This is a genomic window from Dethiosulfovibrio peptidovorans DSM 11002 (genome assembly GCF_000172975.1).
Taxonomy (GTDB): Bacteria; Synergistota; Synergistia; order Synergistales; family Dethiosulfovibrionaceae; genus Dethiosulfovibrio; species Dethiosulfovibrio peptidovorans.
On sequence record NZ_ABTR02000001.1, the window covers coordinates 2,362,712 to 2,377,856 of the forward strand.

17 protein-coding genes are annotated in these 15,145 nt (G+C 50.9%); all 17 read right to left on the bottom strand.

What is annotated here, in order from left to right; all coding sequences use genetic code 11:
* Positions 1-4 precede the first annotated feature (4 nt).
* The gene (xseA, locus tag DPEP_RS11420) at positions 5-1,231 is read right to left on the bottom strand and encodes an exodeoxyribonuclease VII large subunit (protein WP_005662212.1); all 1,227 of its coding nucleotides are present in this window, start codon (positions 1,229-1,231) and stop codon (positions 5-7) included.
* A complete protein-coding gene (gene nusB / locus DPEP_RS11425; RefSeq protein ID WP_005662214.1) occupies positions 1,224-1,655 on the bottom strand; it encodes a transcription antitermination factor NusB in 432 nt (143 codons plus the stop codon). The genes xseA and nusB overlap by 8 nt, the downstream gene beginning before the upstream one ends.
* Positions 1,652-2,134 (bottom strand): hypothetical protein, encoded by a 483-nt coding sequence (locus DPEP_RS11430; RefSeq protein ID WP_005662216.1) that lies wholly within the window; start codon positions 2,132-2,134, stop codon positions 1,652-1,654. The genes nusB and DPEP_RS11430 overlap by 4 nt, the downstream gene beginning before the upstream one ends.
* Positions 2,135-2,186: 52 nt before the next feature.
* Positions 2,187-2,738 (bottom strand): Asp23/Gls24 family envelope stress response protein, encoded by a 552-nt coding sequence (locus DPEP_RS11435; protein ID WP_005662217.1) that lies wholly within the window; start codon positions 2,736-2,738, stop codon positions 2,187-2,189.
* A 7-nt stretch (positions 2,739-2,745) separates the two neighbouring features.
* Complete coding sequence (locus DPEP_RS11440) at positions 2,746-3,186, bottom strand: CD1247 N-terminal domain-containing protein (RefSeq protein ID WP_005662219.1); 441 nt, start codon at positions 3,184-3,186, stop codon at positions 2,746-2,748.
* Between the two features lie 30 nt (positions 3,187-3,216).
* Positions 3,217-3,789 (bottom strand): elongation factor P, encoded by a 573-nt coding sequence (gene efp / locus DPEP_RS11445; RefSeq protein WP_005662220.1) that lies wholly within the window; start codon positions 3,787-3,789, stop codon positions 3,217-3,219.
* A 96-nt stretch (positions 3,790-3,885) separates the two neighbouring features.
* Positions 3,886-5,598 (bottom strand): type II secretion system protein GspD, encoded by a 1,713-nt coding sequence (locus tag DPEP_RS11450; RefSeq protein ID WP_005662222.1) that lies wholly within the window; start codon positions 5,596-5,598, stop codon positions 3,886-3,888.
* A 21-nt stretch (positions 5,599-5,619) separates the two neighbouring features.
* Positions 5,620-6,219: a hypothetical protein gene (locus DPEP_RS11455; protein ID WP_005662224.1), complete on the bottom strand. Its 600-nt coding sequence runs from the start codon at positions 6,217-6,219 to the stop codon at positions 5,620-5,622.
* Positions 6,220-6,225: 6 nt separating this feature from the next.
* Positions 6,226-6,735 carry a hypothetical protein gene (locus tag DPEP_RS11460; protein ID WP_005662226.1) on the bottom strand — a complete coding sequence of 170 codons (510 nt, stop codon included), beginning with the start codon at positions 6,733-6,735 and terminating at the stop codon, positions 6,226-6,228.
* Positions 6,732-7,307, bottom strand: coding sequence for a PilN domain-containing protein (locus DPEP_RS11465; RefSeq protein ID WP_005662228.1), 576 nt, complete (start codon positions 7,305-7,307; stop codon positions 6,732-6,734). Before DPEP_RS11465 ends, DPEP_RS11460 begins: the two co-directional genes overlap by 4 nt.
* Positions 7,304-8,248 carry a type IV pilus biogenesis protein PilM gene (gene pilM / locus DPEP_RS11470; RefSeq protein ID WP_005662229.1) on the bottom strand — a complete coding sequence of 315 codons (945 nt, stop codon included), beginning with the start codon at positions 8,246-8,248 and terminating at the stop codon, positions 7,304-7,306. Before pilM ends, DPEP_RS11465 begins: the two co-directional genes overlap by 4 nt.
* A gap of 77 nt (positions 8,249-8,325) precedes the next feature.
* On the bottom strand, positions 8,326-11,499 hold the full coding sequence (locus DPEP_RS11475; RefSeq protein ID WP_005662230.1) for a pilus assembly protein: 3,174 nt from the start codon (positions 11,497-11,499) through the stop codon (positions 8,326-8,328).
* Positions 11,496-12,059 carry a hypothetical protein gene (locus tag DPEP_RS11480; RefSeq protein ID WP_198003084.1) on the bottom strand — a complete coding sequence of 188 codons (564 nt, stop codon included), beginning with the start codon at positions 12,057-12,059 and terminating at the stop codon, positions 11,496-11,498. The genes DPEP_RS11475 and DPEP_RS11480 overlap by 4 nt, the downstream gene beginning before the upstream one ends.
* A 23-nt stretch (positions 12,060-12,082) precedes the next feature.
* Positions 12,083-12,955, bottom strand: coding sequence for a PilW family protein (locus DPEP_RS11485; protein ID WP_005662232.1), 873 nt, complete (start codon positions 12,953-12,955; stop codon positions 12,083-12,085).
* Positions 12,952-13,329 carry a type IV pilus modification PilV family protein gene (locus tag DPEP_RS12910; RefSeq protein WP_050771332.1) on the bottom strand — a complete coding sequence of 126 codons (378 nt, stop codon included), beginning with the start codon at positions 13,327-13,329 and terminating at the stop codon, positions 12,952-12,954. The genes DPEP_RS11485 and DPEP_RS12910 overlap by 4 nt, the downstream gene beginning before the upstream one ends.
* Positions 13,330-13,341: 12 nt before the next feature.
* Complete coding sequence (locus tag DPEP_RS12915) at positions 13,342-13,806, bottom strand: type II secretion system protein (protein ID WP_005662236.1); 465 nt, start codon at positions 13,804-13,806, stop codon at positions 13,342-13,344.
* A gap of 81 nt (positions 13,807-13,887) precedes the next feature.
* Positions 13,888-15,138: a type II secretion system F family protein gene (locus DPEP_RS11500; protein WP_040383477.1), complete on the bottom strand. Its 1,251-nt coding sequence runs from the start codon at positions 15,136-15,138 to the stop codon at positions 13,888-13,890.
* Positions 15,139-15,145 lie beyond the last annotated feature (7 nt).

The following is a 15,145-nucleotide window of genomic DNA, read 5'->3' on the forward strand; positions in this document are numbered from 1 at the left end:
CCAATCAGCTCCTTTTCAAAACACACGACGACTCCACTCGACAGTAGGCTCTCCCGTCCAGAAAGTCGAGGGATATCTTTTTACCGGGAGCCATGGACTTTACCGAAGAGACGGGAGTACCGGTTTCGTCTCGACAGGAAACGTAACCTTTTCCCAGAATCCTCAGGGGGGAGGCCCCGTCCAAAGCCGCCGAAAGCCCTGCAAGCCTCCCGATCTCGCTAACGACCGTCTTTTCCGTCGCGGACACGGCTCTACGAGACAGGCCATCGACGTCCTTTTTAAGACGATCGATATCTCCCGCCACCAGTCGAGTCAGGAGGGTCTCCCTGTCGACCACACGGGTGGCGAGTCTATCGATCTCCCTCTCCATCGCCTTTTTAAGACGGTTTTTGCCGTTGGAAAGAAGGCTGTAGAGATAGGTCCTGTCGGGGACGACCGCCTCTGCGGCCTCCGAGGGAGTGGCACAACGCATGTCCGCCGCCATGTCGGACAGTGTGAAGTCGACCTGATGCCCTACTCCCACTACGACCGGAACGGGACAAGAGGAGATGGACCTCACCACCGTCTCGTCGTCGAAAGGATTGAGGTCTCCTCTGCTCCCTCCACCTCTGACGAGCAACACGGCATCGGCAGGCAAAAAAGACGGCACCTTCGCAAAGGCCTCGGCGATCTCGTCCGGACCGTCGACTCCCTGTACGGTAGCGGGAATGAGGACCAATTCCACCGACGGATTTCTGGTCCCCATAACCTTTACCACGTCCCTGAAGGCCGCTCCGGTGGCGGAGGTTATACACAGTACCCTCTCCGGGTAGGGAGGGATAGGCCTTTTCCTCTCAGGAGCGAAAATCCCTTCCTTGGAGAGCTTCGCCCTGAGCTCTTCCTTCGCCCTCGAGATGGCCCCTTTACCCAAGGGGAAAAGCCTCCTGGCGTACAACTGGTATATTCCTCTCTGAGGATAGGAGGACACCCGCCCACCGACGACGACCTCGTCACCGGGACGAGGCCATTTGACGACCCCGGCGGCGTCGGACCTGAAGAGGACCCCGGCTATACGGCTCTCTCGCCCGGAGAGGGTGAAGTAGCAATGACCGCTGCTGTGTCGTTTCAAGTCTACGATCTCGCCATGGACCGCTATTTTACCCATTCCCGGGTAACTCTCTATCGCCTCTTTTATCCTAAAGGACAGGTCGTCTACCGAGAGGATCCCCTTGTTGGATACGGCCTCACTCATCGTCTTCCGGCATGGCGCGGACTATCCTGGCCAGGGCTCCGTTCACGAACCTGCCGGATTCGTCGGTACCGAAGACCTTGACCAGCTCAACTGCCTCGGATATGGCTACCGGGACAGGGACGACACGGGCTATCAGGCCTTCGTATACGGCCAACCGTATGGCCGCGCGGTCTACTGCGACCATACGGTCCCCTCTCCACCCCACGACGTTGACGTTTATGAGGTTGTCTATCTCTCCCAGATGATCCATGACCCCCAAGACGAGGGCTCTGACGCCCGTTTCGACATCGATCTCGTCCTCGAAGGAAAAATCGTTCAACGCTTTCTCGGCATCGTGTTTTTTGGTCACGTCCATGGAATAAAGAAGCTGAAGAGCCACCTCCCGGGCCCGATGTTTTTTATAATGACCTCGTCCGACCTTCAATCCATCATCTCCTTGAAAAACCTGGCGATCCGAGAGGTCCAATGCTGCCCCTTATCGGAACGAAAGAAAAAAACAAATCCGTAAAAAACGGCGCCTGCCAGAAGACATTCCAGGGTTCCCTTAAGTCCAAGCTTCAAAAGGGCCGCCATAACGGCGCCAATTATGCCCCAGAAGTAAGGCCGTTCCGTCAACCCCGGACCGTTCTCGCCCTCCACGTCGGAGACGTGCTTCCACGAGACAACTGCATCGAGCCCGAGAGCCTCGAGACGTTCCGTCAGCTCCTCCGACGTCGACAGCTTATCCAGATACAACGTGGTATCGCTCAAGACCAGGGAGAGAAAAATCTGATTTTTCTCTCCTAAAAACTCAATATCTCTACAGCTGACGCCTTCGGGAAGATAGCTCTCCACGAAAGCCTTCAACCCTAACGTAGAAAGCCAGATTCTACCTCGACCGTTGTCCATCCACTTTACGTACACGGTGGCCTCCTAAATCAAAAAAGGCCGACTCGAACTCGAGCCGACCCTCAAGCTATTCCTGGTCCTTTGATTGCGTCTCGGAACGCTCGTCTATCGCCTCGTTATCATCTCGGGGTTCCTCTTCCGTAGACTCGGTCGGTTCGACGACTTCCCCTGAGGACTCGTCGACCTTCGGTTCGTCGAAGTACACTCCTTGAACGTATATGTTGACGTAGTTGACGGCGTAACCAGTCATCCCTTCCAACTCGTTTTTCACTGTCTCCTGGACATCCCAGGCCAAGTCGGGAATTCGAAGACCGTATTTCACCATGAGAAAAGCGTCGACCGAGATGGACGGATTCTCTCCCTCGTCAACGTAGACCTTTACTCCCTCGGTCACCTTTCGTCCCAGTCCGAGCTTCGAAGCGATTCCGGAGCTTGCCGGTTGAATGCCGTTAACCTTCTGAAGAGCCTGTCTGGCAAGCTCCGTTATGACATCCTCGGATATATGGACCTTCCCGGCCACGTCTCCCGAAAGCTCGCTCTCCGCCTCGGCGACGGCGCTCTCTACATCGACGATCTCAGTTTTTTCCGTCTCGACCACAGTGTGATTCATATCATCCATGGGTCAATCATTCCTCCTCGAGCTCGACCTCGGAAGGCGCAAAGGTCCTCCTGCAGTTGGGACATTGGGCTGTATCGTTTTCATCGCATAGGTCCGGTCTGTAGTAGAACATGGTGGAACAATAGGGACAAAGTATCGGCCGATAGAGGTCGACCCCCTCCGGTTCGTCTCCCTCCGCGATGAGGACGTCCTCTTGGTCCAAGACCCGCTCGCCCAACCATCCTTCCTCGATGGCGTCCAGATCCTCACCCAGCCCATCGCAGTAATCGGAAAGATCCATCAGTTCTTCCGTTAAGGCCACCAAGGATTCATCCTGCCGATCCATGTCGTCCACTACGGCGTCGAGGGCCTCGACGATAGCACCGTACAGGGCCATTTCAAAATCGTCCCTCGGCGTTCCCGCATCGAGCAATCCCTTAATATAGGCTATCTTCTCCCTCGCACTCATCCCGAACCTCCTCAGACAACGATAGAGGACCTACTTCTTGGCGCGTTCCAGATAAGCCCCCGTCCTGGTATCTACCACTATATCCTCTCCGACCTCCACGAACATCGGCACAGTCACGGTAAGCCCCGTCTCGGTGGTCGCGGGCTTTCCTCCGCCGGAGGCGGTATCTCCCTTGAAGTTAGGAGACGTCTCTATGATCTTCAGGGTCACGCTGTTAGGCAGCTCTATTCCCATGATCCTCTCTCCGTACATCTCCAGGGTAACCTCGATATTGTCCGTCAGGTATTTGATGGCCTTGCCCAGCACCTCGGTGGAAAGATAGATCTGATCGTAGCTTACCATGTCCATAAAGACATAGCTATCTCCGTCCTGGTATAGAAACTGAGCGGGCTTCTCCTCGAAGACGATCCTGTCGAATTTCTCTCCGGAGCGGAAAGCATTCTCTATGATGGATCCGGTATCGAGGTTTCTCAACTTGGTCTTTACGACCGCTCCGCCTCTTCCCATCTTGTGGTGCTGAAACTCTACGACCTCCCACATTCCTTCCTGCCACACTATCTTGATGCCGGGGTAAAACTTGCTTGTATCCACTACCTGTGCCATCTATGAACCTCCTAGTTCGTGTCGCGTCTCGAATAGCACAATAATACGGACTTATGACCGTACCTGTCAACGTCGATTATCCCTATGGCGAAGGGATCAAAGGTCCCATCGCTCTATAGGGCCGTCTGTTACGTTCAATATATAGGGAATCACCACCATGACGACCTCAGTTCTGTCGTCCGTCTTGCTCTTGGACTTGAAGAACTCTCCCAACAGAGGGATATCCCCCAGTATAGGGATCTTGGTGGTGTTTTCCGTGTGTCTCTCGTTGAATAACCCTCCGACCACGAAAGGCTCCCCGTCCCTCACCCTTATGGAGGTAACCACCTCTCTCTCGCTGGTCTGGGGAAATTCTTCTCCCTGGTTGCCTTCCTTCCAGGCTATGACCTCTCCCGTAGCGATGGAAAGCTCCACCGAGATGACACCGTCCCTTCCGACCAGCGGAGTAAACTCCAGCTTTGGACCTACCTCCTCGTCGCTGTAGGTGGGGTTCCCGGCATCGTCTCTAGCGGATATGTACTTCAGGTTTTCGACCAACTTTATAGACGCCTTCTGACCGCTGACCGTTATGACCGAAGGGTTGGCCAACACCTTGCCCTTGTTGGCCGTGACCAGAGCCTTAAGGCCCGTGTCGAGAAGGCGAATACCCCCCGTTCCTATATCGGGTATCTCTATGCCGGGAAACTCTATGCCACCAGGTCGATCTTCTCCGGTAGGAGGATTGTAGGAGTCGGGGTCCTTCACGTAGGAATAGCCGCCCTCGGCTCCGGAGGAACTGGTGCTCAGCCACCAATGCTTGTAGACGGCGTTGAGCATCGTCTCCAGCTCGTCGGAGGCCTCGTCTTTTATCTCTATTATCCTGGCACGAAGCATGACCTGCTTGCCCGGATCGTCCACGGTCTGAAGCACCCTCTCGAAATCGGAGAGCTGATTTTCAGACCCCTTGACGAAAAGCCTTCCCAACCTCTCGTCCACCGTGATCTTTTCCTTAGGTATGGTTGTGAGCCCTCCCAGCATATCCGGAAGAGTTTTTACATCCGAATAGGCCACGTCGTAGACCCTGGTCTTCTCCTCTCCCATTACCTTGGATATACCCTCTGGGGAGCCTATCACCAAGGTTTTTCCCACCTTGGCGTAGCTGAGGCCGTAAAGCCTCATGAGATAGCCGAAGACCTCTCTAAGGGGAGCCTCGTCGAATCTCATGGTGAGAGGGGGGATCTCCGCCACCGATGGATCCAGAACGATGTTCACCTTCATCATGTCCGCCAGCATTCTGAACACGTCCTGTATATCCACGGAACGGAAATCGACGGAGATTCTCCTATTGGTCTGAAACGGATCGCTGCCGTCGACGGGTATCCTACGGGGCTCCTTCAGCTTTTTGGCACTCTCATCCCTCTTCAAAGACGAGACCGTCCTGAAATCCAACAAGATCCTGTTACATGGCGGATCTCCCTTTACGGAGTGAAGAGCTATCTTTTCTCCTGTGACGAACCTGACCCTTAGGCCGCCCTCTACGTGGTCCATCTCCACCTTGGAGAGGATAGGAAAATTGTAGAGCCTCTCCCATCGGGACGAGGGCACAGTGGTCCCCTTAAAGATCAGGTCTACAAACCCTCCGTCCTGGTTCATCACCTCTGGACGAGGAAGATTCATTCCCTGAATCGTCACGGTCATCCTGTCTGCCCCTACCTGCTGAGGCATTATTCCGGAAAGAACCGACGGCGGAAGAGGCTCCGAAAAAAGAGGTCCCGGCGCAAAGATAAAGGCGAATAGGACAACGAAAAATGCGATAGTTTTATTTCTCACGTCGACGGCCCTCCCATGTGACTAAAGATTAACCGGAACCGATACGTTAGTTCCGTTCCAACGAAAGATCAGCTTATCGGTCCCTACGGAGAGGAAACGGCCTTTTTTATCGGAGAAGGTAGTACCCTTTCTGACCACCATGCCATTACCTATCCCGTCTATATCCACCACGGCGGAGGCATCCTTTCCCATCACCATGACGGCGCGAACTATGACCAGAGGAGGCAGGTCGACCAGGTCCTCCACGGACGGCTCGGTAGAGGCCACCGGTACGTTTTTAGGAGCCTCCATACGAACCATCGGATTTCTCCCTATCCGTATGATATCGTTGGCTAGACGAAGGCTATCCTTTCTCTCTGCCTGAATTGAATTGTAGCTAAAAACCAAAGCCTCCAGGCTCTGCCTTTCCTTTGAAAGATCCATAGGAGAAAGGTATTTTTCCGCTTGCTCCTGGTTAGCCTCCTGCCAAAGCTGAACGAAACAGACACCGCTCCATCCCAGGGCCAAAAGGGTCAAGGAGAGCCATATCCAACGGCCTACGACATAAAACCTCTCCTTGCCGTCCAGAAGATCGTCGAACCATCCTTTGGCTCCGTCCAACCACATGCCTTTAACTGCCATAGGACATCACTTCCCAACCACCGTCTCCAAGACTATATCGCCTCGGACAAGCTGCTCTTTAAACCCAGCCAACGTTATATCCTTGACCCTTAACGCCACGTCGAGTCTTCTCCAGTCCGCCAGGGTTTTTATGAAAGAGGGATAGGGGCCTTCGAAGCTTATCTTTACCCCTTGATCTCCCGGACCGTCCTTTCGATACGCCTCGTCTATAACCCTGGAGAGCATTCCGTTGGCGGTAAGCTGTCTCTGGACCAACGAGAACAGATCTACCTTGTTTTGAGGTCCGTTTATGGCAGAGGCATCGGCTATTGGGCCAAGTATATCCTTGTACATGGAAATACGCCTTTCCGCCGATAAAGCCTGCCTTTGCAGAATACGGAGGTCCTGTTGAGCCGAAGTCAATCTCCCTTGGAGCTTCTCAACATGAGAGGTCATTCCCAGAACGAGCGACAAAAAGGCGATGGGCAGAACAAAAGTCGCTGCGGCAAAGATCTTTCTCCAACGGTCTTCCCTCATGGCGACACCTCTTTATCGGGGATATTTTTTGAGATAGAACAAAGCAGACGAAATTCGACCAAGCTCGTGCCCTCTCGAGAGACCCTCCTGGTATTGGGGAACCCTACCTGCTCTATCACAGGAGAATCTATCAACCCAGTTGCGAACAGGACCACATCGTTTTCGTTGTAGGAAAAACCATTTAAATGAAGACTTCCGGCCTCGGCCTTTACGGAGGAAAGCCATACCCCGTCGGGCAGAGAAAGCTCTATCTGTCTGAAGATCTCTAGCAAGGGAACATCTCCGTGCAGAAGGCTCAAGGTAGCAGACATAAGAGCCTCTCTGTCCTTCAGCCGTTTCAGCTCGGATATGAGGTTGGTCGACTGGATCGAGAGCACCTCTTTTCTGCTCTCCACCTCATCCAGTTTGACCCTCAATGTATGGGATCGCATAGTACCGCTGACCAACACACCGCCGCAGACGAGTACTACCGCTGCGGAAAAAGATGCGGCCAGAATCCTCATAAAATCTACCCTGTTGGACTTATCCACCGGGCGCAATTCCGCAGGAAGCAGGTTCAATCTAACTGTCATATCAGATTCCTCGCTGCCAAACCCACCACCACATCGGCCTCTCCAGCTTCGTCGGGAGCACCGGTTATGCCCCATCTCAACCAGGGATCGACTATATCCACGGAAAAGTCGAACTCTGTCTTGAGTCTGTCTACGATATGTTCTCTGACGGAAACGTCTCCCGCCAAAAGAACGGTACTAAGATTAATACCTCTAAAAAGAGTCCTTACGTAGTTCCCCGTAGCCTGTATCTCGCTTACCACTCGGTTGGACAGCTCTTCCATGGACATCACCGAATCGGAGGGAAAGGGAACCGAGCGAAAAAGCAGGCTGCTCTCTCTGTAGCCTATCATCATCTGTAACGATTCCGCCGCGATTATCAAGACGATATAACCGTGATCGTAGATAGACATTCCCCTACTGATGGCCCTGAAGGCCGCTACGTTGTTGGGCTCCATCGACGACAGAGGCACTCCGTCGCCTCGAAGTCTTTCCAGAAAACCCTGAATCTTGAATCTCCGCACCGCCGCCACGACCAGGTGAACTCTATCCTGTTTTCCTCCGTCAGGAAGCTCTATCACATCGGCATCGTAAAGAGCTTCAGAGGCATCGTACGGAAAGTTTTTGTCGAAATTCCAGTGCAACGCATCCTTGGCCATTTCCAGGTCCATGTCAGGAAACTCCACGTTTTTTATCATGACGTCCCTGGATGGGATCCCAAGGGCTACGTCGAAACCGAAACCTCCGATCCTGTCGGAAAGCTCACCTATTGCCCTGACGGCTTCCTCCTGATCGACGAGAGAATCCTGTTTGACCGCACCGTGAGAGTAGCTGACGAATTCATATCTGTTGACGGCAAGGTCCGTATCGGAACGAAGCAGCTCAAGGTAGTATATACCGTTGGACATTATGGCCAAACCGGCAAAACCGTCTTTGCTCTTCTTCCTATTCCATAGAGCCATAAAAAACCTCCATAGCTAGCCTCTTTAAAGAATTCCACCCACAAAAGCCTACTTTTCGTGTTCACATAACCTCAAGACTACCAAACTCTTCTCCAATAGCCAGAACGCATAATTCCATCGTCGGCAGGAGTTCCTCCTGCTCCTTCCGGTATATCCATCGAAATGACCGCACCTTCAGGATCCATCCTAGCTTTTAGATCTTCAGGAAAACCGAGATCCTCTACTTTTTTTCCCATAGGATTTAAAATCCCCATAACTACCTTGTCATTTTTTACAACCATCCCCGTTATTTTAATCCCAGGCAAGGATATATACCTAAAATCATCAGAAAAAGCTCCCAGACCGTTAAAAGCACCAAACACGTAAAGCCTAGAAATACCCTGTTCGCAGGGATTCTCGTTTGAAGAGACATACGTACTACCGAAGAAATTTCCCTTGTAGATAACAGGAGGAGTCGTTGAATACTCTCCTTCACTTAGGTTGACTATCCATCCTTCATAATCCTCTGCCTCGTCTAAACAATCCTCTTTCAATACTAGTTTTTTTAAATCCTCCCTGGTAACCTTACTATCTTTGGGCTCTTTAAACCCTAAAAGACAATTGTGAGTTGAGCTCATGCTCGTCCTAGGAATAAGATCATAAGGATCGCCCGTAGATGCAAAAATCCACCTCTGATCCCCTTTCATGGACAAATCAAGCCTATGAACTAAAGGAGGAAGAACCTCATCGCCAGAAAAATCTCCTATAGCATCTAGAGTCCAGCTATCAGGATATACTCCTTCCCAGTTAAGCCTCCAAACCTGCCCGTAGCTATCGCCAACATAAGAGCGGGATATCCGCAGATAATTGGGCCTGCCGTCGCCTTTGGCCACAGCGATATCAGCTACAATTTGCCCCATTTTTTCGTCCGTAACGGATTTAAATACCGAACCGTCGGAAACATCTAACGCATAGATAGCCCTGCCTCCAAAATCTCCATCGTGCTGAAAAGAGACGGACCCGTCAGAGGCTTTCACGGTTTTTCCGGCTCCACCACCAAATATTGCCAGCCATTTTCGATCCCATCCATCGTCTATCCATCCGATAAAGGGACGTCCTATTACCCGTCTCAGACGAGGCGCCGCCTTATCCCCTGAAGTAAAAGAGGATCCGTCAACGGAGTAACCCCAAAGAAGACCGTTATTTTCCGATACAAACAGATTGTCCGAATAAACGACGCTGTCTCTAGCCCAAAGAAAAAGAGGCTTTTCAGGATCCGTAACGTCTAAAGCATAAATGCCTGTGCCACCATATCCAAGAGCTCCTAACAATATAGTTCGATATCTTTCATCGTAGCTTCCATAAGGCGTCTTGATTTTAACGTCCTCAATCACAAGAGGTCCAGCCAATAGATATTTGGAACTGCCCATCTCCGGTTCTACGGAGTTGTCTATTAATCCGGCTATACGTGCTTTATGAAGGACATTGGGGGGGATAAACCCCAAGATCTCATCCCCCGTTTTATCGTCAAAAACCTGAAGAAGACCTCCGTTACCTTGAGAGAAAACTACTTTGTCCCTTAATCTATTATCATAGGAAAAAGATCTGAAATCAGGATCGGATCTGACTCCCGGTGGCTTTCCCATAACTAAAATATCTCCTCTGTACAGATCCAACATCGGGTTGACCCTATTGCCGGAACCTCCCCAGAGTCCCCCTCTTATCCACCGGACGAAATTATCAGACAAAGATCGTGTCACTCCGGAATGAAGGGCTACGGTCGAAGCAAGGGCTCCACTGGTGGGAAAACCTCTAAGATTGCTTCCTCTCAGGTATGGCCCGGAAAAATCGTACCACGGAGCATGATAGATATCTCTTCTGTCCCATCCATCAATTCTATCGGAACCTTCCCAAAGAGTTTTATACCCACCAGAAGAGGTGAGTTTTTTCTTATATATGTATCCGGGCCATGCTCCATCGGACTTTGGGATAAAAGAGGCAGCATATATGATGTTCCCCTCTTCGCTAAGGTTCTTCTCTATTTTCGGAGGAGCGGAGGAAGACCGGTTTTTCTGTATGGTTCTAAAGATAGTTCTAAAAGCCTCTAAAAGAGACTCAGTATCTGTAGCGTAGTAGGCGGTCTTCTTTATGCTCTCGTCCACCTCCCAGGCCCGTCCCTCGTCAGCCATCGCGTCTAGTGTATCAGACTGGGAATCGACCAAACCGATCACGAAGGTCCTGACTGGCTGAGCTTTTTTCCCATATGGTTTCGGCCAGGTGTCATCTAGGTTGGCCTCATAGAGTTTTTTGACCGCAGCAGGGGGATCAGCATCAGAGCTAGAGTCCTCACCGTCGGTGAGGACTATTAGCCAGTTATCCTGACAGGGATAGTCTATCTCCTCCTTGATGAACTCGTAAGCACAATCCCTAGCACCTTTGGAATAAATGGATTTCTCTAGAGGAGTAGCACCGACAGCCCTCAACTCGTCGTTTTTGGAGGTCTCCACTCCGTCTATCAGAGCTAAAAGATCGTACCAGTGGCTCGTCCCCAGTTTATCGTCCGGCACACCACCGGAAAAGCTCGAAGGGGCATAGAAGAAAGGATCTATTACATCCAAGCTCAGTCTCTTAACTGCCTTGTTTTCACCTGTAGGCTGCCAGGAGAGCTTTTGTCTTTTCCAGTACCACCCCAACCAGGCGTAAGAGGGGAACTCATAGGAAACATATCCACTTCCCGGAACACCATATTTCTCTCTTTGATGATAGGTACATAAACCTATCTTCAAGCCCTCCACCATGGAGGGGTCTGTGAAGATGGACCAGAGGACCTTTTTCAATATGTACATCCTGCTGTCGTTAGGATGTAGGTAGCGATGCCCCTTTCGTCCCATAAGGCCAAGAAGGGTGTCATATCGAAGATCGGACACCTCTTCGTCGGACAGATAGGTTACGGGAGGATAATAGGATAGAGAGCCATCGTCGGGATCGTTGTTACTGGAGTCGGTGTCATCTCCGTAGTAAGCTTGATTTTTAAAGGGTTTGCTTCCGTCACCATGAGTGGTATCCCCCTCGAGATCGAACAGCATTGAACCGCTTGTATCTATGAGCAAAAGAACGTTAGGAGGGACGGGGGTGGAATATTCCTCCGGAACGGGCTTGAAGACGCTGGGAAGGTCGTTCGCCATAGCTATGGTACATGAAAAAAGCGCAATAAGTAAAAGAACCAGATATAAAGCCGGATATTTACATTTGAAAGTTTTTTTCTTGATCATTCGGAACCTCCATCTACCTTCCGTTCCACCGTCTGTTCCAATGTTATGGAGCCACCCTGATCGTCCTTTACCGTGGTTCTGACGAGATAAATCAACAATTCTTCCCCACTCTGGCCGTAGTTCTCCTCTCTCTCCGACATCCCCTCCGAAGATGAATCCAACTTACTCGAACGTCGAGAGGGTAGACCGTTTTGATACCCGAGACCGTTATTTTTATACACAAGATCGTAAACTATCGTTCTGGCATTCAATCCATTTGCAGATCTATCACGAACCATTGCAGAACCACCGACCCTTGCGATGAGGACATCGAAAGGCATTTCGTCGTCGGGATCCTCGTCCCAGGAAGCAAAGTACACGCCGTGATACTTCATCAAAGGGAAAGGAGACTCTTCAAGCTCAGTCTCTAACCAAGCCTTCATACTCTCCATTTCGGAGACGGCCATACTATATAACTTCATCCTTCTGATCGACATCGAAGAATTCATGTGAAAATTCTCCACTAAATAAAAAGCGGTAAAGACAAAGGCCGAACCTACGGTTAGGACTATCAATACCAAAACAAGAGAAAATCCAGCTCGCCTCATCTATTTCTCACCCTCCAAAGAGAGGACGACAGTGCCAGTCTGTATCTGTAATCGTCCGAAGTAGGCATATCATTGGAATCTGGCCAAGAAATATTGTTCTGTGAAATAGGAGAAGCTCCCTTAACATCTCCTCTTGTCAGGACACTCACTTTAATCACATCGCCTGGAAGTTCTTCGAAATAAACCTTGAGAACTCCCTTCACAGCCGGCAGAGTAGAACCGTTATTATCTTTTATGTAAAAGACTCCTCCTGAAACATATGCAACCATAGTCCTTATCAGAAGAAGAGGATCGTATTGAGCAGATGTAACAGCCTTTTTTCCCTTAAACTCCACTGATAGAGGAGACGTCGTCGAGTTCGTAACGGAAGGACTCCCCACAGACAAAAAAGATATCCATTTTTTACCATCAAGGCCTGAATAGGCGTTCTCCATACCTATATCAGAAGTACTGCCAGTCAAGGGAACCGATATGGAAGCACCGGGAGAAAAATCCGTCATATCAGCCGTTACAGCATTCAGAACTACAGAATAAATCAACCTTATCTTACTGCCTTCATCAACGATCGATACAGGCTCTCCCCAAGCTTTCAAAAGTCCCCCGTCTTCTACACAATGAGAAAAATCGTCAGGATTCGACGGTAACCCCAATCCGGCGGAGAGGATTACCGGTTCAAGATAGGCCATTACAAGCTGACCTCGCTGAAGGGCCATAGTGTACTCCGAAGACTCTTCGTAATTTCTCAAAAAGGTATATAGAAGTGTTACCGAAGCACCCATGATAAGCGACGTTATAACCAAAGCGATCAAGACCTCCACTAAAGTGAAGGCCCGTCTATTTTGCGATGCTGTTTCAGCAGAGCAAATCATCTTTTACCTCTTCTGGCAGAAAAAGGCCCGTAATCCCTGGACAGGGATAGAGTTCCATTCCCGGATACTCCGGACCAGTCCACCTTTACCGTCACCGTCCAGAGATCCGATCCGGAGGTGGAGACGGTTCGAGTCCAGTCAAAATCACGATCTGTACCGGAGGATCTAACCCAGCCGGGAGCGGAGGAGTCCAGAGGAACCCCCTCCACCTCCTCCAGCTTGGTCATCGCTACGGAAATCGCCCTCTCCCTCTCCACTCCATGCACCATCAGCCTAGTGGTGGCGACGGGAACCGCCGCCAAACCCACCAAGGCGATGGAGAGTATGAGCATGGCTATAAGTGTCTCTACGAGGGAGAAAGCGCTACGGGACATATAGAGTTAAGGTTAACGTATGATCATCCAAACGCCACCTTCACCCCCAGTATACTTAACCTTTGGGATAGTAGGCTTATCATCTTCTCCGGCATACAATCCAGAGTCTTCCGCTACAGCAGCCAACTTACCCTTGACATCTCCTTCATCCAGCAACGTACCTTTATACCCTATCCAATCACCAGAGGTAGTAAAAACTACAAAACTATCACTACTGATCTCTCTGTCTATATAGCTAGAATAATCGTCCACATCGTTTGGCCAACCGTTGTTATCCGCATAATACATCAAAGCGGCGGATTTCAACGTCCTCAGGTCGCTGACTATCTTGGTGGCGTTGGCCTTGTCTGTTCCTCCACCGGCTACCAGCAACATACCACCGGCCAATATACCTATGATTATGATAACTATCAGCAGCTCGACCAGGGTGAATCCTCTTGACTTTCTCATTTTCTTAAGCCTTGTGTTAACGTTCATATTTTCATACCTCCCATTTATTTTATCCTTTCGACTATAAACCGAATATAACACGACAAGAACACATGACGCCATTCATCGCTACAACATTTCCTGAATGGCCGTAACTATGGGCGAGAATATGGCGAGAGCCACCAAAGCGACTATTCCTCCTACGAACACTATCAAAAGAGGTTCCAATATGGACGTCAGCCTTTTTATCTTCTCGTCCAGCTCGAGCTCGAACCAGTCGGCCACCTTGTTGAGCATCTCGTCCACCTGGCCGGTCTCCTCACCCACCCGTAGCATATGGGCCACCATCGGAGGGAATAGTTTGACGTTTCTCGCACTGTCGCCAAGCCCGGCTCCCTTTCTGGCCGCCTGTTCCAGATATTTGAAAGCCCTCTCGAACACCACGTTTCCGGCAATCCGAGATGTCATGTCCAGAGCCTGAAGTATCGGTATTCCCGAGTGGGTCAAGGACGCCAGAGTCCTGGTGGATCTGGCCATCCCCGCCCTGAAGACCAGATCTCCGAAGATAGGCAGTTTGAGCTTCAGTCTGTCCATAAAGGGCTTGGTTGAACGCCACCTCGCCATAAAGATTATAGCCGAGACAAACAGAACCACCGACACCATGAAGATCACCCAGTTGGACGCCATCCAGAGACCGAAGGAGAACATCGTCCTGGTTGCCCAGGGCAGCTCTATATTGAGGTTCGAGAATACCGTGGCGAACTTGGGCATCACCACCGTAATCAACAGGTAGAGAACGAAAAGGGAAAAGGCCATGACTACAGCAGGATAGGTGACGGCCGAGACTATCTTCTTCTTCAGGGCATCCTGGCGCTCCATGAAGTCCGCCACCCTCTCCAGGCTGACGTCCAGCGAGCCGCCTTCCTCTCCCGCCTGTATTATGGATATGGACATAGGGGGAAAGACCGACTGCCTGCCCATGGATTGACTCAGAGAGTTTCCTCCGTCGACCATCTTCTTTACTCTTACTATACCGTTTCCCAGAATTTTATTCTTAGTCTGTTCCGATAGTATGTCCAGAGAGGCACCGAGACTTACGCCGGCCTTAACCATTGTCGCAAGCTGCCGGAAAAACACGGCCTTATCCTTCACCGGAACGGTCCCGATCCTCCGCAGACGAGCTATGATTCCCTCGGACGAACCGGATCGAGTCGTCCCCTCTCCGGGCCGTTCCTTTTTAGCCTTCCTGTCCTCCTCTATAGATATGGGAAGCATGTCCATCTTGCGCAGCTGGGCAACCACCGCACGGGTCTCCTGAGCTTCCAGAACCCCTTCCTCTATCTTACCTTTAGAGGTCCTCGCCTTATAGCGATATTTCACGGCCAAT

Coding starts and splice junctions, on each gene's coding strand:
- DPEP_RS11460 (WP_005662226.1), bottom strand. CDS start 6,735: ATGAGGGAAGACCGTTGGAGAAAGATCTTTGCCGCAGCGACTTTTGTT.
- DPEP_RS11455 (WP_005662224.1), bottom strand. CDS start 6,219: ATGGCAGTTAAAGGCATGTGGTTGGACGGAGCCAAAGGATGGTTCGAC.
- DPEP_RS11440 (WP_005662219.1), bottom strand. CDS start 3,186: ATGAGTGCGAGGGAGAAGATAGCCTATATTAAGGGATTGCTCGATGCG.
- efp (WP_005662220.1), bottom strand. CDS start 3,789: ATGGCACAGGTAGTGGATACAAGCAAGTTTTACCCCGGCATCAAGATA.
- DPEP_RS11435 (WP_005662217.1), bottom strand. CDS start 2,738: ATGGATGATATGAATCACACTGTGGTCGAGACGGAAAAAACTGAGATC.
- DPEP_RS12915 (WP_005662236.1), bottom strand. CDS start 13,806: ATGAACGTTAACACAAGGCTTAAGAAAATGAGAAAGTCAAGAGGATTC.
- DPEP_RS11475 (WP_005662230.1), bottom strand. CDS start 11,499: ATGATCAAGAAAAAAACTTTCAAATGTAAATATCCGGCTTTATATCTG.
- DPEP_RS12910 (WP_050771332.1), bottom strand. CDS start 13,329: ATGTCCCGTAGCGCTTTCTCCCTCGTAGAGACACTTATAGCCATGCTC.
- DPEP_RS11485 (WP_005662232.1), bottom strand. CDS start 12,955: ATGATTTGCTCTGCTGAAACAGCATCGCAAAATAGACGGGCCTTCACT.
- xseA (WP_005662212.1), bottom strand. CDS start 1,231: ATGAGTGAGGCCGTATCCAACAAGGGGATCCTCTCGGTAGACGACCTG.
- pilM (WP_005662229.1), bottom strand. CDS start 8,248: ATGGCTCTATGGAATAGGAAGAAGAGCAAAGACGGTTTTGCCGGTTTG.
- DPEP_RS11465 (WP_005662228.1), bottom strand. CDS start 7,307: ATGACAGTTAGATTGAACCTGCTTCCTGCGGAATTGCGCCCGGTGGAT.